This is a genomic window from Sphingomonas sp. ACRSK (assembly GCF_022346685.1).
Classification (GTDB): domain Bacteria; phylum Pseudomonadota; class Alphaproteobacteria; order Sphingomonadales; family Sphingomonadaceae; genus Sphingomonas; species Sphingomonas molluscorum.
The window spans coordinates 1-20,081 of the sequence record NZ_JAKRNR010000044.1; the positions used below are offsets into that span (position 1 = coordinate 1).

The following is a 20,081-nucleotide window of genomic DNA, read 5'->3' on the forward strand; positions in this document are numbered from 1 at the left end:
TCCTCACACGGCTCTTGGCTGGCTGACGCCAGCTGAATATGCTGCATCCGCCGGGGTTAACCCCGGCGGATGCAAGCCGGAAGCTCGCATCACGCCCGGATGAGAAACCGGGGGACCGTCAAACACCGGTCGGTCTCTGGTCGCAGCTGGATGAAAGACTGGGGTCACGTCAGCTCGAACGGCCGACGTTGGGCGTTTCCCGAGGGGCGGTCTGATGAGGCTAAGACTTAGCCTTCGGCCGGAACGGCGGCGAGGGAGCGTGTCCCCGCGCAACCGCGCGGGGGCAGGATCGTTGGGCGCTGCTGAGGAGAAAAACGATCGCCCACGCCAGCAACGTCGTGCAATGCGAAGGACCCGACAGCCCCCACGCGTTCGACATCGTCCCGCTCCAGCCGAGAAACGGCCCCCTGGATGTCAAGTGTCCGATCTGCCGGGGCCACGGCCAGTGGAACACCGAGATCGATCTGGTGAGCTTCCGGTGCAAGCGTGCCGTCTGCGACTATTGTCACGGCGCCGGATGGATCGAGACCGGCGACGATCCCGTCGGGCACCCCGACATCGTCATGACCCCGGACGGCTATCCCAAATGGGTGGTCGCCTATGATCCACGCCAGGATGCTGAGCAGTTGCCGACCGAAACTGCTCCCGCGCCTTCTTGTGTGAACCCATGAACAACCGCCCCCGGATCGGGCGCTGAACGTCCGAGTTTGGGTGGAAAGCGGTCGTTCGTGGTCGTCACATGTGATTGTCCGGGTCCCAGTCTCGAATGCTTGGCGTCACCGGAAGCCCGAGGCTTTGGTCATCGAGCCACTCAATCGTTCGGCAATCTATATTTCTAGCTGCAAGCAAGTCCGTGTGGGCTAACATCATTCCAAGCAGAAGTGCTTGAACCTCATCCACGCCACCAGCGCGCTTGTTCTTCATGCCCTCGGGCCAGTTGATTTGAACTTGGCAGAAGAAACTTCCGGCGTCTTCCACTGGTCTGTAAAATCGACATTCCGCCTGCTGTCCGTCGATCTCGTAAACTCGTCGGGCAATCACGTTGTCGGTCATGCGACACCTCCCGCTTGATGGCCTAAACGCGCTCGCATGCGTCCGCTAGTAGGCGTTTTCTGCCGGTCCGCTTCTGGCGCTCGCTTTCGGCCAGAGCAATGACGACAAGTGGTGGGAAGCGGACATCGCTGCTTTCCAGTTGCGGTCGCATGTTGCACGCTCCCTACATGAGGCGCGCAAGCATGATCATTCTTGGGATCTGGGCTGCGTGCCTGCTGACCGCGGGGCTTAACCACGCTCGCCTGTTGGTTCAGCACGGCCTTTGCTGGGACTATGGTGGCCTGAACTCGATCAGTGCGGCATATCAGACAGGCCTGACGTTTCTCGACCCGTTGGTGGCCGTCATTCTTTTCATCAGGCCTAGAGTCGGGATCGTCGCGACAATTGTTCTTATCATCACCAACGTCATCCACAACCTTGCTACGATCGCTTACTTCGCACCTGAAGGTGAGTTCCTGATGCGTGCGTCACATCCAATCACGTTGAGCCAGTTCGCCTTCATGCTGTTCGTGATCGCCACAACTAGGAGAGCGTGGCTTGGCGCGATACGCAGCGGCTAGGAGGCCCTCTCCCACCACGGCAACGTCGGCATCTGGGCGTTTGCTGCCGGTCCGGTCCCGACGTCCACATTCGTCCGACCGAGGCTGGGAGGGAGGTAGGGAGCTTTGAGCCTCTGCCTCTGAAAAACGGCTTTTCTCCAGGAGCGGTGGCTACGCCGGCACGCGCAGTTCAGGTGTCGGGATAGTCCTCTCTCGAAGCGGGGCAAAAACTTGCTCGGGCGACCAGCTGTGCTACTATCGCGACGAATCGAGGTTTATCATGCTCCTCTTCGCTGCGTTGGCTGCCGTTGCCGGAACCGGATGCTTGATCGAGGATGCGGTTTATCAGCAACGCGGCAGTGATATCGTAGCCCGCTTCCAATCAGTGGATGCAGGACCGGATTGGAGGTCCGGCCTAGCGTTGAAGTTGTCGTTCGGAGCGCCGGTGGCCGACCAATGGTGGCTCGTCTGGGAAGGCGGCACTGCAGGCGGGCACTTTCTCGCATCCACCGGGGTTGTCTCCGCTGCGAACTGGCGGCCGCCCGGTCCGGACAGTTCGGCCGATCGCCCGCTGGGCGATCTGGTTCTGATCGCTGCCGAAGCCGACTATGCTATCCGGCGCGACGCCATCGTGCGCGGAGCACCGGCGCCGGCACATCTTCTCATCCCTGATCTGCGCCAGGCGACCTGGTACCGGGTGGCGCCAGACCAGCGCGTCGGCGAGTCCGGGCAGTTTTTCGACCTGATCGGCTGCGACGGGAAGCGCAAGGAAAGGTGAGCAGATGGTGCTGACGATGCTTCTCATGGCCGCTGCAGCGACAGTCGTGACGGGCGATTTCGATCGCGATGGCGTATCCGACCAGGCGTTTCTACGCTCAGCCGGCGGCAAGCTCCAGGTGGTCATCAGCGGCCATAAGGGTGAGACGATCGTCTATACTGGGCGGGACGACGGCTCGTCACTGTATCTCAGCAAGCTGCGGCCGGGCACGTATGCAACCGCATGCGCAAAGGAATTGGGTTCAGACCATCTTCCGTGCGATCCGTGGTCGATCAGCGTTGTGGGGGACACGCTTGAGTTCGGCACCCCAGAGTCGTCGCAGGCAGCCGTTCTGTGGTCGGACGGTGCCTATCGGGTAGTGTGGCTCAGCGATTGATCGGTTGTGGGTGCTCCCGACCGTCAGCGTTCCCGAGCCTACGACCTAGTTCGAAAGGGTTGGGCACGTCGGACGGGGCACGGCGGGCGATCCATGCCGCCCCGCCCGCTCGGTCGAGCACACGCAATGCGATGCCGGCCTGCGTGGGCCGGACCTCGTCCGTTGGGGCTGAGGACCGCGATCAGTAGGTCGCAGGCGGATCGCTGGCGGGGAAGGATTCGTCGGAGGCTTCGTCGACGCGCGTCCACGGGCGTGCGGTCGGGTCGCGCATGGATTCGGGGCCGGCGGGGCGGACCGGCTGGGAACTGCCGCGGGAGGCGTCCTGGTCCTCGGGCCGGGCGAAGGCGGCGCTGCCGACCAGAGCGTCCGGGGCCGTCGTGTCGGGCGTGCGATGGCGCGCGCGGCGGGCGCGGCTCGCCACGACGGCGCCGGTGACGAGCGCGCCGAGTGCGAGGGTGCGCGCCACGGGGCGGAGCGCCAGCCAGGTGTAGAGGCTGGGATGGGTGCGGCCGGTGAAGTCGCCGCGCGCGCGGTCGTCGCCATCGGGTGCGTAGAGGTTGCCGGGCTGGCCGGCGGGGGCAGGGCGCTCGGTGCGCGAGCCGGGGATGCCGAACTTCGCCAGCAGGGTGTCCATCACGCCGGGGGCCGTCACCTGGTTGATCGCCATGCTGCGGCCGGCGCCGCCGGCGAACAGGTCGCGCACGGGATGTTCGGCCGCGTAGAGAACGCAGTCGGCGACGACGCCCGGATCGTAGAAGGGGGGCGGCCCCTTGGGCACGACATCGAGCTTGCTGCGGGAGTTGGTGAAGAAGGGGGTGTTGATCGTCGCCGGCTTGATGCTGGTCACCGACACCGGCGCGCCCTCTGCCATCAGCTCGCGGCGCAGCGCGTCGAAGGCGCCCTCGATTGCGTGCTTGGACGCGGCATAGGCGCTGTGCAGCGGCAGCGAGACGATGCTTTCGACCGAGGAGATCACGATCAGCGCGCCGCCCTGCTCGCGCAGGTACGGCAGGGCCGCCTGGGCGCCGTGGACATAGCCCATGAAGTTCACCTCCAGGATGCGGCGGAACTCCTCGGGCGTGGTGTCCTCGAACCCGGCGTAGACCGAGACGCCGGCGACGTTCACCCAGCTGTCGATCCGGCCGAAGCGGGCGACGGCATCGCGTGCCAGCTGGCGGACCTGCGCCTCGTCGGTGACGTCGCAGACGACCGCCACGGCCTTGCCGCCGGCCTGGGTGATTTCCTCCACCAGCGAGGCGAGGCCGGCCTGGCCGCGAGCGGCGACGACGAGGGTGGCGCCTGCGGCCGCAGCCCGGCGCGCGGTCTCGCGGCCGATGCCGCTCGACGCGCCGAGGATCACCATGACTTGTTCGGAAAGGGATTTGAGCTTTACCGCCATGTTCCTGGCCTTCGCTGCCTGAGGGGTCGCGCGCTGCACGGGGTGCTTCACGAACGGCAGGCGGCGGCGGGGGTTCCCTGGCCGGGGCGAAGGGGTCAGGCGGCGCGGCGCTGGGCGTGGGCGGAGGTGCGCAGCGCCTCTGCCACCAGCGCGAAGAAGGCGCGGCTGGCCGGAGCATGGTCCGCGTCCCATTCGGGGTGCCACTGGACGGCGAGCACGTCGGCGCCGCACGGGCGCGCCCAGATTGCCTCGACCAGATCGTCCCCTTCCGCTCGCGCCTCGACCGTGAGGCCGGAGCCCAGGCGGTCGACGCCCTGCTGATGGACGGAGTTCACCCGCAGCCGCGAGCAGCCGGTGGCGCGGGCGAGGCGGCCCTGGTCGGCCAGGCGAATGGCGTGGTGGTGGTCGAACAGCGCGTCATAGCCTTCGTCCCAGTCGCCGCGGTGGTGGCCGGCGTCGGCGGGCTGCTCGCACAGGGTGCCGCCGAACAGCACGTTCAACTCCTGCATGCCGCGGCAGATGCCGAACACGGGCTTGCCGCCCTCGATCATGCGGGCGGAGAGCGCCAGGGCGACTTCGTCGCGTTCGGGATCGTGCGCGGCCGGGCGGGGGGCGGGGGCGGCGCCATAGCGTTCCGGCGCGACGTGCGAGCGCGAGCCGGTGAGGAGCAGGCCGTCGAGCGCGGCCGCCACCCCGGCGATGTCGGCCGCATCGGCGACGGCGGGGACGAGCAGCACGGTCGCCTCGACCAGCTGGGTGAGCGGGCGGACGAAGCGGGTGGCGACGACCTGCACCGGGCGATCCACCACTTCGTTGCAGCAGAGCACGCCCACGACGGGGCGGGCCGGCGCGGCTTCGGGAAGGGCGGGGCGGAAGCGCATCAGTCCGCCGTCTCCACCAGCACGTCGCGCAGCGTCGCCCCGGCGGTTCGATCGAGCCGCCGCGCCTCCGGCTGGACCACGACGCTGTCGGGGGGCACGTCGTCGAGCAGCCAGACGTTGCCGCCGATGGTGGAGCGGGCGCCGATGGTGACGCGGCCGAGGATGGTCGCGCCGGCATAGATGACCACGTCGTCCTCGACGATCGGGTGGCGATCGTGGCGGGGGCGGCCGCCGTCGCGGGTGTCGCCGGGCGCACTGCGCGCGCCCAGCGTCACATGCTGGTAGAGCCGCACGCGATCGCCGACGATGGCGGTCTCCCCGATCACTACGCCGGTGCCGTGGTCGATGAAGAAGCCGCTGCCGATCGTCGCGCCCGGGTGGATGTCGATCCCGGTGCGGGCGTTGGCGAGCTCCGAGATCAGCCGGGCGACGATGGGCGCGCCGAGCTGGTGGAGCTGGTGGGCGATGCGGTGGTGCAGGCTGGCGAGGGCGCCCGGATAGCAGAGCAGGATCTCGTCCACGCTGCGCGCCGCCGGATCGCCGAGAAACGCGGCGTCCACGTCGCTGTCGACCAGCTGGCGGACCTCCGCGAGCGTGGCGGCGAACAGGCGGACGATCATGCCGGTCTGGTCGGGATCGAAGCTGTCGCGCGCCTCCTCCTGCCAATAGCCGAGTTCGGCGGCGACCTCACGCTTCAGGTCGGCGAGGGCCAGGGCCAGGCGCTCGGCGACGAAGCTGTCCTCCGCCTCCGCGGTGCCGCGGAAGCCGCCCAGGCGGCGGGGATAAAGGGCGGTCGCCAGCGTCGCGACGATGCGGGCGACGGCGTCGCGGGCGGGGAAGCTCTCCACGTCGCGCGATTCGTCCTGGCGCTGCCGCCACGCCGCGCGGGCGACGCGCAGGGCGGCGACGGTCTCGATCAGCGTGCGCGACATGGCCTACCTCCGATGTGGAGGAACATACCCCATCGACAGAATAGGAATTCAAAGAAATGCTTTGCCGGGGCGAAGCCGTGGATCAGGCGGGGTCGGAGGTGGAGGGGCGGCCGGTCTCGAGCCGGCCGGCGATGCGGCGAAGAAAGCCGGGGGCGGCCGGGCTGGTGAGGGTGAGGTCGTACCAGCCGCCGGTGGGCGCGAGGCTCCAGGGCGGCGGGGTGCCGGTGCCGCGCCAGGAGCGGTGGTGGTCGGCATAGGCGTTGGCCGCGACCTGCCATGCGGCCGCGCCGGGACGGGCGGCGAGGGCGAGCGTCGCGCGCGCCGGATCGAGGTGCCAGGCGATGCGCCGGGCAAGCGCGCGATCGGCGGCGCGGCCGGCGAAGTGGCGGTGGAAGCCGTTGGGGCCGAGCACCCACAGGTCGTAGGCGCCGTCCGCGCCCGCGCCCGCCCAATGGCCGGTGAGCTGCCCGCCCGCCTCCACCGTGTAGCGGCGGGGCAGGCGATCGAGCGCGAGCCGGTCGTAGACGTGGAAGACGGCGGCGACGCCGGCGCGGTTCGCGCCTGCGTGGAAGGTGAGGCGGATGCCGTCCTCGTCCGGCGCCTCGGTGACGGAGAGATGGTAGGGGAGCGGACGCGAGGGGCGGACGCCCGGCTCCTGCACCAGCGGCTGAGGGGCGGCGGGGGCGCGGGGCGCGACCTGGCCCTGGATCGCCGCGCTGCGGCTGGCGTCGGGGCGCGGATCGGGGATGCCTTTGGGCAAGCCGCGGTTCGGGCTGGCGAAGTCGAACACGGAGGTGAGGTCGCCACACACGGCGCGGCGCCAGGGCGAGATGTTGGGCTCGGCGACGCCGAAGCGCTGCTCCAGGAAGCGGATCACGGAGGTGTGGTCGAACACCTGCGAGTTGACCCAGCCGCCGCGGCTCCAGGGGGAGATGGCGTAGAAGGGGACGCGGGGGCCCAGGCCATAGGGGCGGCCGCGCAGCTCCGGCAGGTCGACCGAGGCATCGGCGGCGGTCGGGACGCGGTGATATTCGCCCGTCGTGCTGACGGTGGAGGCCCCGGCGAGGCCGCCGGGCGCCGCCGGATCGGGGGACGGCGGGGCGGGCGGCGGGACATGGTCGAAGAAGCCGTCGTTTTCGTCGAACATGACGAGCAGCACGGTACGGGCCCAGACCTTTGGATCGGCGGTGAGCACGTCGAGCAGCTCGGCGGTGTAGGCGGCGCCCTGGGCGGGGCTGGACGGGCCGGGATGCTCGGAGCCGGCGGCGGTGGCGATCACGTAGGACACCTGCGGCAGGCGGCCGGCGAGCACGTCGGCGCGCAGGCCGTCGAGCGCGCGGGTGGTGAGCGCACGATCGCGAAGCGCCGGATCGGCACCGGATGCACCCTTATGGGCGGCGCGGAAGGCCTCGAATCCGACCAGGGGGTTGTCGGTGAAATTGTCGGCCATGTCCTGGTAGATTCGCCAGTCGACCCCGGCCGCCTGGAGGCGCTCGACATAGCTGGTCCAGCGATAAGGCTCGGCCCAGCCGCCATCCTCGGCGAAGCTGTCGTGCGAGTTGGCGATGGCGGGGCCGCCGGCTTGACCCTCGGGGTCGTTGGTGCCGGTCCACAGGAACAGCCGGTTGGTGTTGGTGCCGGTCTGCAGCGAGCAATGATAGGCGTCGCAGACGGTGAAGGCATCGGCGAGCGCGAACTGGAAGGGAATGTCGTCGCGCCGATAGTGGCCCATCGCGCGCTCGGTCTTCACCTCCGGCCAGTGCGCCATGCGGCCGTGATCCCAGGCGCGCTGCGCGTCCGGCCAGCTATGGGGCGTGCCCTCCATGCGCATCAGCGCCCAGTGGGTGCGGGTCGAGAGATGGAAGGGGGAGACGGTGCGCGGCCCCTCCTTGGCGGTGCGGTCGAGCTGCTGCCAGACGGTGCGGGCGGCGCCGTCTGAACCGGGCGCGAGCGGGATCGGCAGGCGATCGCCGAAGCCGCGGACGCCGCGCAGCGTCCCGAAATAATGATCGAAGCCGCGGTTCTCCTGCATCAGGATCACGACGTGCTCGACGTCGCGCAGCGTGCCGGTGCGCACGTCCGCCGGGATCGCCAGCGCGCGCGCGATTGAATCCGGAACGGCGAGCGCGGCGGCGCCAAGGCCTGCCTTCAGAAGGGTGCGGCGGTGCAGTTCGGTCATCCCGTCCCCGTGGCAGCGACCGCGCAAAGGCTCAAGCCGCTCCCGCCCGCGGAGCCGGTCAGCGCATGCTCCCGCGGCAATTGGTGCGAGTCACTTTCAACAGGAACGGGTGCGTGGCTGATGCGCTTGGGATGGACCAGAACGATACAGCAGGAGCCCGGCAATGTTCATGCATAACAAGCGGTTGCAATATACCGTGCGCGTTTCGGAGCCCAATCCGCGGCTCGCCACCATGATCATGGAGCAGTTCGGCGGCGCCGACGGCGAGTTGGCCGCGGCGATGCGCTATTTCACGCAGGGCCTGGGCGAGGACGATCCCGGCCGCAAGGACATGCTGCTCGACATCGCGACGGAGGAGCTGAGCCACCTGGAGGTGATCGGGTCGATCGTCACCATGCTCAACAAGGGCCTGAAGGCGCAGCTGGCTGAGGGCACGATGAAAGAGGCCGAGCTCTACCAGATGGTGGGGCAGACCGGCACCAGCGCCAAGGAATCGATCCTGTTCGGCGGCGCCCCGGCGCTGTGCGACAGCGCGGGCGTGCCCTGGACGGCGGCCTATGTGGACTCGCGCGGCGAGCCGACCGTCGACCTGCGCTCCAACATCGCGGCCGAGGCGCGCGCCAAGATCGTCTATGAGCGGCTGATCAACATCACCGACGATCCCGGCATCAAGGACGCGCTGGGCTTCCTGATGACCCGCGAGGTGGCGCACCAGAAGTCGTTCGAGAAGGCGCTCTATGCGATCGAGAACAACTTCCCGTCGGGCAAGCTGCCGGGTGTGGAGAAATACGCCAGCATGTACGTCAACACCTCGCAGGGCGAGGGGGACACCACGGGCCCGTGGAACGCGGGCGACGAATGGGACCGCGTCGACGACCTGCAGCAGGTGATGCCGGCCGACGAGGGCGACGGCACGGCGACCGTCAAGCTTCCCGCCAAGGACCAGAAGGTCGCGGCCAAGATGGTGGAGCGGACCGCATCCGATCCGACCGCCGACCCGACCACCGGGGCGGACCTAGGCGCGGGCCCGGGCGCCGGCCGCACCAAGAACGGCGACATGGGCGGTGCTCCCGACATCCAGTCGGCGCCGGCGATGGCAGAGGCCACCGTCGCGAAGTGACGAACAGGGCCGGCGCTCCCGCAACGGAAGCGCCGGCCCTTGTTCTGCTGGGGCAGCTAGCGCTTCAGCGTGTAGAGATAGGCGGCCATGTCGCGGGCGTCGCGCTCGGTGACGCCCTGATCCGGCATGCCGTTGCCGGGAAGCACCTGCTGCGGCTGGCGCAGCCAGCGGGTGAGGTTCTTCGGATCGTTGACCAGGACGCCGGCGATCTCGGCGCGCAGAGCGATGCCGTTGAGGGCCGGGCCGGTGGTGCCCGTGGCGCCGGCGATGCCGGGGATGCGGTGGCAGGCGCCGCAGTTGTAGCGGCCGATCGCGGCCTTTCCGGCCGTGGCATCGCCGCCGGTCATCGCCTCCGCCTGGGTGCGGGTCTGCGCCCCATCCTGGTAGTAGATGCCGAACACGGAGGCGGCGCCCGCGATCGTGGCGATGCCGGTGAGGATCAGCACGAAGCGCAGCTCAGACGGCATCGGCGGTCCTTTGCGGCGACGGCACGAGCAGCGTGCGGAACAGCGCGAGCGCGGCGACGAGGTGGACGAGGCCTCCGGGCACCCACATGACGAGGCCGGCGACCTGCTGGTCCTCCGCCGGGGTCATGCCGAAGGGTGCGAGCGCGAGGCGTGCATAGCCCGCGTACCAGGGGGAGTCGGAGAAGGCCATCAGCGCCCCCAGTGCCCCCGTCACGAACGAGGTGACGAGCAGACAGAAGGCGGCGAGCGCACGGTCGCCGAGCGCGCTTGCCCCGGCACCGCGCCGGCCGAGCATCGCCGTCCAGAACAGCAGCGCGCTGACGATGAAGCAGAGGTGCTGGGTGGCGTGCCAGCCCTCGCTCGCCAGCGCCACGTCGAACAGCGACGGCATGTGCCAGATCCACAGCACCGCCGCCTGGAGGAGCGTCGCGACGACGGCGCCGGTGGCCCAGGTGAAGGGGACCGACACCGCCCGGCTGGCGCTGATGCGGCCGAGGGTACGGCGGGCGGCGGCGGGGAAGGCCCAGAGCATCGCCGACAGCGGCTCGGCCAGCACGACCAGGGGAGCGGCGAGCAGCATCAGCAGCTCGTGCTCGATCATGTGGGCGGTGAAGGAGCGCTCGCCCGCTTCGTGGAGCGGCGACACCAGCGCGCCCGCGAGCGTCAGCCAGCCGGCGGCGAAGAGCCACGGGCGTCGCTTGAGCCGGGGGCGGCCGCCCGCCGAGCGCGCGTAGAGGCGGCGCCAGCCGAGCCCGAACAGGAGGGCGGAGAGCAGCAGGGGCACGGTGATCCACGGGTCCCAGGTCCAGCCGGGCGGCTCGCCATGATCGTGGCCGCCGTGCGCGAGGGCGGCGGTGGGCACCGCGAGCGCCAGCAGCGGGGCGAGGCGGATCAGCTGACGCATGGCGGGACGATCAGCACGGCCAGCGTCTGGAAGGCGATGGCGAGCGCGAAGATGCCGGCAAGCAGCAGCGCGACGCGCGACAGCCAGGCGCGGGGCGGCGTCTGGTCGCCCGCAGGCCGCGCACAGGGCCAGGCGATCGCCATGGCGAGGCCGCACACCGCAAGGCTGGCGAGACCCCAGGCGAGGCCGAGCCAGGCGCCGACGGGGGCGCAATCGACCTTGAGCACGCTGCCGAGACCCAGTTCGAAGACGTACCAGGCGACGGGCGGCAGCAGCAGCGCCGCCCAGGGGCGCACGCGTCCCGCGCGGGAGAGGGACTCGCTCACCCGAACCTCGGCGCCAGATAGACGAGCGCGCCGACCGGGATCCAGGTCAGCACCACGAAGGTCCAGTAATTGGCGTTGTCCTCGACATCGGCGAACTGATCGTCGCCGACCTCATGGGTGTAGAGCCACACGCACTGGACGGCGGTGTCGCCGATGTCGGTGATGAGGTGGCTGGTGTGCAGCACCAGCAGCATCCAGGTCAGCGAGCCATAGGCATTGTCGTACCAGGTGACGTTGAGGTGCCCGAACTCGATCCCGCGCGGGATCAGCAGCAGGAGGCCGATGACGGTCATGGCAAGCGTGCCGATGCGGACGCCGCGCTCGTTCTTCGCCTTGGCGCAGCGGCGGACCCAGAGGTTGGGGATTTCGCTCAGGAACAGGCCGAGCGTCAGCACCGCCGGCCACAGCAGGTCGGGCGGGCGGACGCCGTCGGGCGGCCAGCCGGCCGTCTGGCTCATGAGGTAGAGATAGGCGCCGGCGGCGAGCGCGAAGGCGGTGCCCTCGATCGCCATGAAGCCGATGTTGCCCCACCAGATGAGGTGGCTCGAACCCGATGCGGTCTCGGGCAGGTCGGAGAGGTCGCCGACGACGCGGGTGGGCACGGCGTCGCTCATCGGTTGCGCGCCCGAAGCGGCCCGGTGGTCGAGCGCTCGCGCTGCGGCCAGAACCAGAGGGTGAGCCCGATCGCCACCGGCACCGCGCCCCAAACCAGCGCCCATGGGGTGAAGATGCTGCCCACGAACAGGATGGTGACGGCGATCGCGGCGAGCAGCGGCGCGATCGAGGGCGGCGGGCTTTTCTGGCGGTATTCCGGCGTCGCTTCCACGACCGATGTCACGAGCACTTCGCGGCGATCGACGGCTAGGCCGGTCATGACGGCGAGCGCCTGCTTCTGCGTCCACAAGGGCGTGAGGCTGTCGACCACGGGCGTGGCATCGAAATTATGCTGGGGCGGGGGCGAGGGTGCGGCCCATTCGAGGGTGGCGCCGCCCCAGGGGTTCGGGCCCGCCGCCCTGCCGCGGAAGTAGCTCCACGCGGCATTAGCGACGAACAGCACGCCGCCCGCGACCGCGATCGCCGACCCGATCGAGGCGACCATGTTGAGCGGGCCCCAGCCCATGCCCTCGCTATAGGTATAGATGCGGCGCGGCATCCCCTGGAGCCCCAGGATGTGCATCGGGAAGAAGCCGAGGTTGAAGCCGCCGACGATCAGCCAGAAGCTGATCTTGCCCAAGGTTTCCGACATCATCCGCCCGGTCGCCTTGGGATACCAATAGGTGAAGGCGCCGAAGAGCGGGAACATGGCGCCGCCGACGAGCACATAGTGGAAGTGGGCGACGACGAAATAGGTGTCGGTCACCTGCTGGTCGAGCGGGGCGGAGGCGGTCATCACGCCCGACAGGCCGCCGATCACGAAGGTGACGATGAAGGCGAGCACCCACAGGAGCGGCGTGTCGAAGCGGGGGCGGCCGGTTGCCAGCGTCGCGATCCAGCAGAAGATCTGAACGCCGGCGGGAAGCGCCACGGCCATGCTGGCGGCGGTGTAGAAGTCGTTTCCGAGCCGCGGCAGCCCGACCGCGAACATGTGGTGGACCCACAGGCCAAAGGCGAGCGCGGCGATGGCGAGCATCGACAGCACCACCGCGGCATGGCCGAACAGCGTGCGGCGGGAGAAGGTCTCGGCGATCACCGACACGAAGCCCGCGGCGGGCAGGAAGATGATGTAGACCTCCGGATGGCCGAACCACCAGAAGAGGTGCTGGAACAGCACCGGGTCGCCGCCGGCTGCGGCCGCGAAGAACTGGGTCGAGACGAGGCGGTCGGCGATCAGCATGCTGGTGACCATCATCACCGCCGGCAGCGCGAAGATCGTCATCAGCGAGGCGAGGAACATCGCCCAGACGAACAGCGGGATGCGCGCCAGCGTCATGCCGGGCGGGCGCATCTTGAGCACGGTGGCGGCGATGTTGACCGAGGCGGCGAGCGCCGCGACCTCGGTAAAGGTGATCATCTGCGCCCAGATGTCGGCACGGTGGCCGGGCGAATAGGCGGGGCCGGAGAGCGGCGGATATTCGAACCAGCCGAGATCGGGCGTGATGCCGAAGGCGTGCGGCACCCACAGCATCAGCACGCCGCCGAGATACAGCCAGTAGCTGAACGCCGCGAGCCGCGGGAAGGCGAGCGCGCGCTGGCCGAGCATCAGCGGCACCAGCCAGATCGCCATCGCCTCCATCACCGGCACCGACACCAGGAACAACATGGTCGAGCCGTGGAGCGAGAAGCTCTCGTTGTAGAGCTGCGGCGTCATCCGCTCCATGTCGGGCATGGCGAGCTGGAGCCGCATGTCGAGCGCGAGCATGCCGGCGAGGAACAGCAGCAGCACCACCGTGAGGATGTAGCGCGCGGCGATCCGCTTGTGATCGACCGTGGTCAGGAAGCCCCAGATGCCGGGCGCGTCGGCCCAGGAGACGTGCAGCGTGCGGAGTTCGACGGCGGGGGTGCGCGGGTCGCTCATTTCAGGTCCATCAGATAGCGCGACACCGCGTCCGCGTCGGCCGGCGAGAGGGCGACGGGGGGCATCATCGTGCCGGGCTTCACCGCCTGCGGCTGGGTGATCCAGCCCTGGACGGCACCGCGGCTCATGGTGAGGGTGCCGGCGGCGACCGAGCGGCGGCCGCCGAAATGGGTGAGGTCCGGCCCGGCGCGGCCGACCGCCTGGGTACCGCGGATCGCATGGCACATGGCGCACTGGCCGCGGGTGACGAGCTGGAGGCCGCGGGCGGCCGCCGGATCGGCGGGGGGCGTCGCAGGGCGACGCTGGCTCGCCAGCCAGCGTGCGAATTCCTCTGGTGTGTCGACCTTCACGTCGAGCGCCATGTGCGCGTGCTGGACGCCGCAGAACTCGGCGCACTGGCCGCGGAACCAGCCGGCGCGGGTGGGGGTGAGGTCGACGCGGTTGATGCGGCCGGGGATCAGATCGAGCTTCTGCGCGATGTTGGGGACCCAGAAGCTGTGGATCACGTCGGACGAGCCGAGCGCGACGCGCGTCGTCTGCCCGAGCGGGAGGTGGAGTTCGTTGGCGGTCTCGATCCAGGCGCCGGTGGCGGGATCGCGATATTGGATGCGCCACCACCATTGGTGGCCGGTGACGCGGACCTCCAGCGCGTCGCGGGCGCGGGCGCCGGCGATGGTGCGCTCGACCAGGAAGCTGCCGGTGATGAGGACGGTGAGGCCGACGACGATCAGCGCGGCCCAGGCGACCAGCCCGCGGGTGAGGCCGCGGTCGGCCGGGTTGATGCTGGGTTCGCCCGTCTCGCTCCGGCGGCGGCGCGCGTGCAGCAGGCCGATGCCGAGCCCGGCCAGCACCAGCAGGTACATGAAGCCGCACACCGCCATCATCAGCCAGAACAGCGAATGGATGCTTGCCGCCTGCTCGCCCGCGGGGGCGAGCGGCGACTGGAAGCCGCCCTCGCACGCCGAGAGCGCCAGCACCGGCGGCAGCAGCGCGAGCCTGCGCAGGCTCATGGCAGCACCGGCCCGGTCCAGTTGTCGCCTTGCGCCTCGCCGACCTGGTCGACGTCCTGGCGGCGGCGCTTCTCCGGCTTCAGCTGGGGAAGCGTGCGGACATAGGCGGTGATCTGCCAGAGCTGCTCGACGGGGATGCGCTCGCCGTAGCGGGCGTCGCCATGGCCCTGGGCGATGAAGCGATAGACCTGGTCGAGGTCGCTGCCATGCGCCCAGAGCCTGTCATTGAGGTTCAGCGCGCCCGCGGCATCGCTGCCGTGGCAGCTGCCGCAGCCGTACCAGGTGAAATAGCGACCCCCTTGCGCGACCTGATAGGCGTTGCGCTCGTAGCGGGCCGCACGCGGATCCTGCGCGCCCGTGGGTTCGGTCTGCGGCAGATCGGCGCCGACCGTGCGCGACTCCGCGCTGCACCCGGCCAGGGCAAGGGCGCACAAGACGATGAAGGACGAGGATCTGTTGCCCGGCACCAAACGAGCCTTGCCAATCCGGAAGAACCGGTCAAGCACACAGGTTGCTTGACCGGAAGTTGATTTCCGAAGGGCGACGCGATCAGGTGACGATCCGCACCGGCACCGCCTTTGCCGCGGGCGTCTTGGATTCCTGGTCGTGGTGGCTGAGCGGGATCAGCACGTTCATTTCCGGATAATAAGAGGCGACGCAGCCGCGCGGCAGCAGGAACGGGGTGACGGTGAGCCCCCCGACCTCGCGATGCACGCCGTCCCCCGCATCGGTCCGCAGCCCCACGACCTGGCCTTCCTCGAGCCCGGCCGCGGCGATCTCGTCCGGATGCATCAGCAGCACGTCGCGGGTGCCCTCGATCCCGCGCAGCCGGTCCGAATAGCCGTAGATGGTGGTGTTGAACTGGTCGTTGGAGCGCAGGGTCATCAGCCGGTAGCGGCCGGGCGCATCCTCGAACCCCGCGGCCGACAGGTGATCCGGCACGGTGAACTCGGCCTTGCCGCTCTCCGTCTTCCAGACGCGATCGCGCGCCGCATTGCCGCGGTAGAAGCCGCCGGGCGTGAACAGGCGCTCGTTGAATTGCGCGAACTCGTCGGGATAGGTCTGCTCGATCAGGTCGCGCACGCGACCATAGTCGGCGACCCACTCGTCCCACTGCACCTTGGGATTGGGAGGCAGCGTCGCCTTGGCGATGCCGGCGACGATCGCGATTTCGGAGAGCAGGTGCTCGCTCGCCGGCTTGTTGTGCGCGACCGAGCCATGGATGCAGCTGAGGCTGTCCTCCATCGTCACCGTCTGCGGCCCGCTCGCCTGTTCGTCGACCTCGGTGCGGCTGAGGCAGGGCAGCAGATAGGCGACCTGGCCGTTGATCAGGTGGCTGCGGTTGAGCTTGGTCGCGATCTGGACGGTAAGGCGCAGGCGCGTCCACGCCTCCTCCATCTTCTCGCGCTCGGGAATGGCGCGGACGAAGTTGCCGCCCAGGCCGATGAACGCCTTCACCTCGCCGCTCAGGATCTTTTCGCAGGATTCGACCGTGTTCATCCCCTTGTCGCGCGGGGGATCGAAGCCGAACAGCTCGGCGAGCTTGTCCAGCGGCACCAACTCGGGTTTTTCGGAGATGCCGACGGTGCGCTGGCCCTGGACGTTGGAATGGCCGCGGACGGGCGAGCAGCCGGTGCCCTCGCGGCCGATGTTGCCCTTCAGCAGCAGCAGGTTGACGATCATCGCCAGGTTTTCAAAGCCGTGCACCTGCTGGGTGAGGCCCATGCCGTACATGACGATGGTGTTCTTGGCCTCGACATAGACCTGGGCGGCCGCCTCCAGATCGGCGCGCGACAGGCCGGACTCGGCCTCGATCGCCTCCCAGCTCATGCCGGCGACATGCGCCTTCAGCGCCTCGAACCCGTCGGTGTGCTGTTCCAGGAAGTCGACGTCGAGGACGTGGCGCTGCTCCTCGGCCCAGAGCTTCTCCTCGGCCGCGAGGATGTGCTTGATGAGGCCGGTGATCGCCGCGATGTCGCCGCCGGCGCGCACCTGCAGATACTGGTGCGAGATCAGCGTCGGCTTCTTGAGGTGCAGCATCTCGGCCGGGCTCTGCGGATCGCGGAACACCTCCAGCCCGCGCTCGCGGATCGGGTTGAAGGTCACGATCTTCACCCCGCGCTCGACCGCTTCCTTGAGCGGGTGGAGCATGCGCGGGCTGTTGGTGCCGGTGTTCTGGCCGAAGAAGAAGATGGCGTCGCAATGGTGGAAGTCGCTCAGGACGCTGGTGCCCACCGGCACGCCGATCAGCTTCTTGAGCGCGACCGAGGTCGTCTCGTGGCACATGTTGGAGCTGTCGGGCAGGTTGTTGTGCCCATAGAGCCTGGCGAACAGCTGGAAGAGATAGGCGGTCTCCAGGCTGGCGCGGCCGGAGGTGTAGAAGACGGCCGCGCCGGGGTCGATCGCCCGAAGCTCGCGCCCGATGCCGTCGAACGCCTCCTGCCAGCTGCACGGCACATAGCTGTCGGTGGCCGCATCATAGCGCATCGGATGGGTGAGGCGGCCGAGCTGCTCGAGATCATGGTCGCGCCAGGTCTTGAGCTCGCTGACGCGGTGGCGGGCGAGCACCTGCGGCGTGCAGCGCCGGCTGGTGAGATCCCAGAGCGTGGCCTTGGCCCCGTTCTCGCAGAATTCAAAGCCGTGGGGGTGTGCGGGCTTGGTCCAGGCGCAGGATACGCACATGAAGCCGCCGGGCTTGTTCTGCCGCTCCAGCGTGCGCAGCGCACCGGGACGGTCGACCTCGCGCATCCACGTCTCGGTGATGCCGCGGACCGAGCCCCAGCCGCCTTCGGCACCCTTATAATGTACGGTGCCCTTCTTTTCCTCGTCCATCGGCGCAGCTCCTCCCCGCCCCGGCCGGGACGTGCCTTTGAGAAGGCACAACGCCCCGGCACCCGGAAAGGATGCAGCGCGATCACCCGGCCAGTTCGGCGAGGTCCGCAGGCGTGTTGATGTTGGGGATCGGCTGCGAAAGGGAAAGAACGGTGGCGCCCGCAGCCGCGCCCCAGCCGCGCAGCGAACGTCGCGGGTCGCTGGCGAGAAAGGCGTCGAGGGCGGGGGCGAGGGCGCTCGGCCACCAGCCGATCAGCGGCATGGCGTCGAGGAAGCTGGCGCCGCCGGGGGCCCGCAGCCGGGCGACCAGATCGTCCGGCAGCAGGGGCGTGTCGCAGCCGACGCTCACCACCCCGTCGAAACCTTGTACCTGCGCATGGGCGAGCGCGGCGGCGAGGCCGCCGAGCGGGCCGAGGCCGGGGGCGGGCCGGTCTGGCAGGTGCGGCAGATCGGGGAGAAGCGGCTCGCCACCGCAGACCGCCACTGCCGTGACCTGGGGGGCCAGCGCGCGGGCGGCATGGGCGATCAACGGCTCACCGCGGAGCGTCGCCAGCGCCTTGTTGGAGCCGAACCGGCGCGCCTGGCCGCCGGCAAGGATGGCGCCCAGGATCCTCACGGCGTGTCCGGCAGCAGCAGCATGGCGTCGGAGCGGGCAAGCACGATCAGCCGCAGCCCTGCGTCGCGCGCGCGGGCAATGGCGAGGCTGGTTGGCGCGGAGATCGTCACCAGCGTGGGGCAGTCGGCGAGCGCCGCCTTTTCAACCAGCTCATAGGAGCAGCGCGACGACAGCAGCGCAAAGCCGCCCTCCCAGCGAAGCCCCTTGCGCAGCATTGCGCCGATCAGCTTGTCGAAGGCGGTGTGGCGGCCGACGTCCTCCCGCACGAGCCTCACGGCGCCGACCGCGCTGACCAGCGCTGCGGCATGCACCGCGCCGGTCGCGCGATTGAGCGGCTGGTGATCGCGCAACGCCTCCAGCGCGGCGAAGATCGCGGTTTCGGCCGGGGCGGGGGCGGTGGGCACGCGGCGGAGCGGCCGGATCGCCTGTTCGAGATTCTCGATCCCGCACAGGCCGCAGCTCGATTCGGACACGCGGTGGCGCACCCGCTCGACGACCGCCGCAGCCCGGGACGGAGCGAGCGTCACGCGCAGCACCAGGCCCGCGTCGGCCGGGTGGCAGTCGATGTCGACGATTTCGTCCGCCCGCCCGATCAGCCGTTCGGAAAGCGCGAAGCCCGTGGCGAAATCGGCGAGGTCGGCAGGCGTCGCCATCACGACCGCATAGCCGAGGCCGTTGAACTCGATCGCGAGCGGGCGTTCCAGGGCGACCGGGCGCTCGACCGCCACGCGGCTGCCGTCGGCGCGGACACAGACCAGGGTCTCCACGACCGAACGGCCGGTTTCGGCAAGCTCCTGGGTCACGCGGCGTTTCCTTGGGCGGTGGATCGAATGCTGTTGGACGAGCACCACCGGGCGCACAAGCCGGGTATAACCGTAATTCGGGCTGGCCAGGGTACCGAGCGATGCGCCAGACGTCGCAAGGACAAAGCAGGAAGTGCGCATGCCGCTGGAAGAAGAGTCGTCCGCCCCGGTCCCTTGCGCGGCCGATTTGAGCTTCGATGCCGCGCAGGCGCTGCTGGCGGCGGGGGCCGTGCCGCTTGGCACCGAGCGGGTGCCGCTGCGCAAGGCCGGGCGGCGGGTGCTGGCCGAGCCGGTAGTCGCCGCGTTCGATTCGCCGCGCCGGGACACGGCGGCGATGGACGGCGTGGCGGTGCGCGAGGCGGATCTGGCGAACGGCACGCGGCGCCTGGCGGTGGCGGGAGCGGCCTATCCGGGCACCCCCTTCACCGGAACGGCGGAGGGCGCGGCGGTGCGGGTGACGACCGGGGCGGCGCTGCCGGCCGGGACCGACCGGGTGGTGCCGGTGGAGTTGCTGGCGCAAGCGGAGGGGTGCGTGGTGCTGCCGGAGCGACTGCCGGACAAGCGCCATGTCCGCCCGCGCGCGTCCGACTTTGCCGCGGGCGTCCCGGTGCTGGCGGCCGGACGCATCCTCGACCCGCGCGCGCTGGTGGTAGCAGCCGCAGCGGACGCGGCGGAGGTGGTCGTGTGGCGGCGCCCGCGCGTGCACGTGATCGCAAGCGGCGACGAGCTGGTGCCCCCGGGCCAAGCGGCGGCTGGGAACGGGCTGCTCCCCGACAGCCTCTCGGAGGCCCTCCAGCTGCTGGTGCGGCAATGGGGCGGCCAGCCCGGCGGCGCGACCCGCGTGCCCGACGATGCCGGCGCGATCACGGCCGCGGCGCAGGCGGCGCTGGCGGACTGCGACATTCTGGTGATGGCGGGCGGCGCGTCGCGCGGCGAGCGCGACCTCGCCCGCGCCGGTCTCAAGCCGCTGGGGCTGGAGACGGACTTCGCCGGCGTGGCGATGAAGCCCGGCAAGCCCGTGTGGCACGGCCGGGTGGGGGCGAAGCAGGTGCTGGGCCTGCCCGGCAATCCGACCGCGGCGATGACGGTCGCACGACTGTTCCTGGTGCCGCTGCTGACGGCGCTGGAAGGGCGGGGCTTTGCCGCCGGGCTCGACTGGCAGCCGCTGCCGCTCGCGGCGCCGGCCGAGGCGGGCGGATCGCGTGAGGCGTTCCTGTGCGCGGCGCGAACCTCAGGAGGCGTCACCATCCTCGATCGCCAGTCGGCGGCGTCGGAGGCGATGCTGGGATTGGCCGACCTGCTGGTGCGGCGGGCGGCGGGGGCACCGGCGCACCAGCAGGTCGGCCAATCC

Annotated in this window: 21 protein-coding genes; 6 read left to right on the forward strand and 15 right to left on the reverse strand. The window is 69.9% G+C overall.

Going from position 1 to position 20,081, the window contains the following annotated elements; translation table 11 throughout:
* Positions 1-467: 467 nt before the first annotated feature.
* Complete coding sequence (locus MHZ35_RS16245; protein ID WP_239436593.1) at positions 468-671, forward strand: hypothetical protein; 204 nt, start codon at positions 468-470, stop codon at positions 669-671.
* Between the two features lie 64 nt (positions 672-735).
* Here the strand turns inward: MHZ35_RS16245 and MHZ35_RS16250 are convergent, their stop codons facing one another.
* Positions 736-1,053, reverse strand: a complete 318-nt coding sequence (locus tag MHZ35_RS16250; RefSeq protein WP_239436594.1) for a DUF6968 family protein — start codon at positions 1,051-1,053, stop codon at positions 736-738.
* Positions 1,054-1,235: 182 nt separating this feature from the next.
* On the opposite strand from MHZ35_RS16250, the gene MHZ35_RS16255 reads away from it, so the two are divergent.
* The 3 genes from MHZ35_RS16255 (at position 1,236) to MHZ35_RS16265 (ending at position 2,746) form a co-directional block, all read left to right on the forward strand.
* Positions 1,236-1,613 carry a hypothetical protein gene (locus MHZ35_RS16255; protein WP_239436595.1) on the forward strand — a complete coding sequence of 126 codons (378 nt, stop codon included), beginning with the start codon at positions 1,236-1,238 and terminating at the stop codon, positions 1,611-1,613.
* Positions 1,614-1,872: 259 nt separating this feature from the next.
* Positions 1,873-2,370, forward strand: coding sequence for a hypothetical protein (locus MHZ35_RS16260; protein ID WP_239436596.1), 498 nt, complete (start codon positions 1,873-1,875; stop codon positions 2,368-2,370).
* Between the two features lie 4 nt (positions 2,371-2,374).
* Positions 2,375-2,746 (forward strand): hypothetical protein, encoded by a 372-nt coding sequence (locus tag MHZ35_RS16265; protein ID WP_239436597.1) that lies wholly within the window; start codon positions 2,375-2,377, stop codon positions 2,744-2,746.
* A 181-nt stretch (positions 2,747-2,927) separates the two neighbouring features.
* On the opposite strand, the gene MHZ35_RS16270 is transcribed toward MHZ35_RS16265, so the two are convergent.
* The 4 genes from MHZ35_RS16270 to MHZ35_RS16285 form a co-directional block, all read right to left on the reverse strand.
* Positions 2,928-4,145 (reverse strand): SDR family oxidoreductase, encoded by a 1,218-nt coding sequence (locus MHZ35_RS16270; protein ID WP_239436598.1) that lies wholly within the window; start codon positions 4,143-4,145, stop codon positions 2,928-2,930.
* Positions 4,146-4,240: 95 nt separating this feature from the next.
* Positions 4,241-5,026: a gamma-glutamyl-gamma-aminobutyrate hydrolase family protein gene (locus MHZ35_RS16275; protein ID WP_239436599.1), complete on the reverse strand. Its 786-nt coding sequence runs from the start codon at positions 5,024-5,026 to the stop codon at positions 4,241-4,243.
* Entirely contained in the window at positions 5,026-5,958 is a 933-nt protein-coding gene (epsC, locus tag MHZ35_RS16280) for a serine O-acetyltransferase EpsC (RefSeq protein WP_239436600.1), read from the reverse strand. The genes MHZ35_RS16275 and epsC overlap by 1 nt, the downstream gene beginning before the upstream one ends.
* Positions 5,959-6,040: 82 nt before the next feature.
* Complete coding sequence (locus tag MHZ35_RS16285) at positions 6,041-8,137, reverse strand: phosphocholine-specific phospholipase C (protein ID WP_239436601.1); 2,097 nt, start codon at positions 8,135-8,137, stop codon at positions 6,041-6,043.
* A 163-nt stretch (positions 8,138-8,300) separates the two neighbouring features.
* On the opposite strand from MHZ35_RS16285, the gene MHZ35_RS16290 reads away from it, so the two are divergent.
* Positions 8,301-9,257 carry a manganese catalase family protein gene (locus MHZ35_RS16290; protein ID WP_239436602.1) on the forward strand — a complete coding sequence of 319 codons (957 nt, stop codon included), beginning with the start codon at positions 8,301-8,303 and terminating at the stop codon, positions 9,255-9,257.
* A 56-nt stretch (positions 9,258-9,313) separates the two neighbouring features.
* Here MHZ35_RS16290 and MHZ35_RS16295 read toward each other — a convergent pair whose 3' ends face one another.
* The 10 genes from MHZ35_RS16295 to fdhD form a co-directional block, all read right to left on the reverse strand.
* A complete protein-coding gene (locus tag MHZ35_RS16295) occupies positions 9,314-9,724 on the reverse strand; it encodes a c-type cytochrome (RefSeq protein WP_239436603.1) in 411 nt (136 codons plus the stop codon).
* A complete protein-coding gene (locus MHZ35_RS16300; protein ID WP_239436604.1) occupies positions 9,714-10,628 on the reverse strand; it encodes a cytochrome c oxidase assembly protein in 915 nt (304 codons plus the stop codon). Before MHZ35_RS16300 ends, MHZ35_RS16295 begins: the two co-directional genes overlap by 11 nt.
* Positions 10,616-10,954, reverse strand: a complete 339-nt coding sequence (locus MHZ35_RS16305) for a hypothetical protein (RefSeq protein WP_239436605.1) — start codon at positions 10,952-10,954, stop codon at positions 10,616-10,618. The genes MHZ35_RS16300 and MHZ35_RS16305 overlap by 13 nt, the downstream gene beginning before the upstream one ends.
* Positions 10,951-11,568, reverse strand: a complete 618-nt coding sequence (locus tag MHZ35_RS16310) for a cytochrome c oxidase subunit 3 (protein WP_239436606.1) — start codon at positions 11,566-11,568, stop codon at positions 10,951-10,953. The genes MHZ35_RS16305 and MHZ35_RS16310 overlap by 4 nt, the downstream gene beginning before the upstream one ends.
* Positions 11,565-13,469 carry a cbb3-type cytochrome c oxidase subunit I gene (locus tag MHZ35_RS16315; RefSeq protein WP_239436607.1) on the reverse strand — a complete coding sequence of 635 codons (1,905 nt, stop codon included), beginning with the start codon at positions 13,467-13,469 and terminating at the stop codon, positions 11,565-11,567. Before MHZ35_RS16315 ends, MHZ35_RS16310 begins: the two co-directional genes overlap by 4 nt.
* Positions 13,466-14,479 (reverse strand): cytochrome c oxidase subunit II, encoded by a 1,014-nt coding sequence (gene coxB, locus MHZ35_RS16320; RefSeq protein WP_239436608.1) that lies wholly within the window; start codon positions 14,477-14,479, stop codon positions 13,466-13,468. Before coxB ends, MHZ35_RS16315 begins: the two co-directional genes overlap by 4 nt.
* Positions 14,476-14,946 carry a c-type cytochrome gene (locus MHZ35_RS16325; protein WP_239436609.1) on the reverse strand — a complete coding sequence of 157 codons (471 nt, stop codon included), beginning with the start codon at positions 14,944-14,946 and terminating at the stop codon, positions 14,476-14,478. The genes coxB and MHZ35_RS16325 overlap by 4 nt, the downstream gene beginning before the upstream one ends.
* An 82-nt stretch (positions 14,947-15,028) precedes the next feature.
* Positions 15,029-17,311, reverse strand: a complete 2,283-nt coding sequence (locus MHZ35_RS16330) for an FdhF/YdeP family oxidoreductase (RefSeq protein ID WP_239436610.1) — start codon at positions 17,309-17,311, stop codon at positions 15,029-15,031.
* 82 nt (positions 17,312-17,393) lie between these two features.
* Positions 17,394-17,927: a molybdenum cofactor guanylyltransferase gene (gene mobA / locus MHZ35_RS16335; protein ID WP_239436611.1), complete on the reverse strand. Its 534-nt coding sequence runs from the start codon at positions 17,925-17,927 to the stop codon at positions 17,394-17,396.
* Positions 17,924-18,730, reverse strand: a complete 807-nt coding sequence (gene fdhD / locus MHZ35_RS16340; protein ID WP_446741064.1) for a formate dehydrogenase accessory sulfurtransferase FdhD — start codon at positions 18,728-18,730, stop codon at positions 17,924-17,926. The genes mobA and fdhD overlap by 4 nt, the downstream gene beginning before the upstream one ends.
* Positions 18,731-18,869: 139 nt before the next feature.
* Here fdhD and MHZ35_RS16345 point away from each other — a divergent pair.
* On the forward strand, positions 18,870-20,081 hold a 1,212-nt coding region (locus tag MHZ35_RS16345), incomplete at its 3' end, for a molybdopterin molybdotransferase MoeA (protein WP_239436612.1).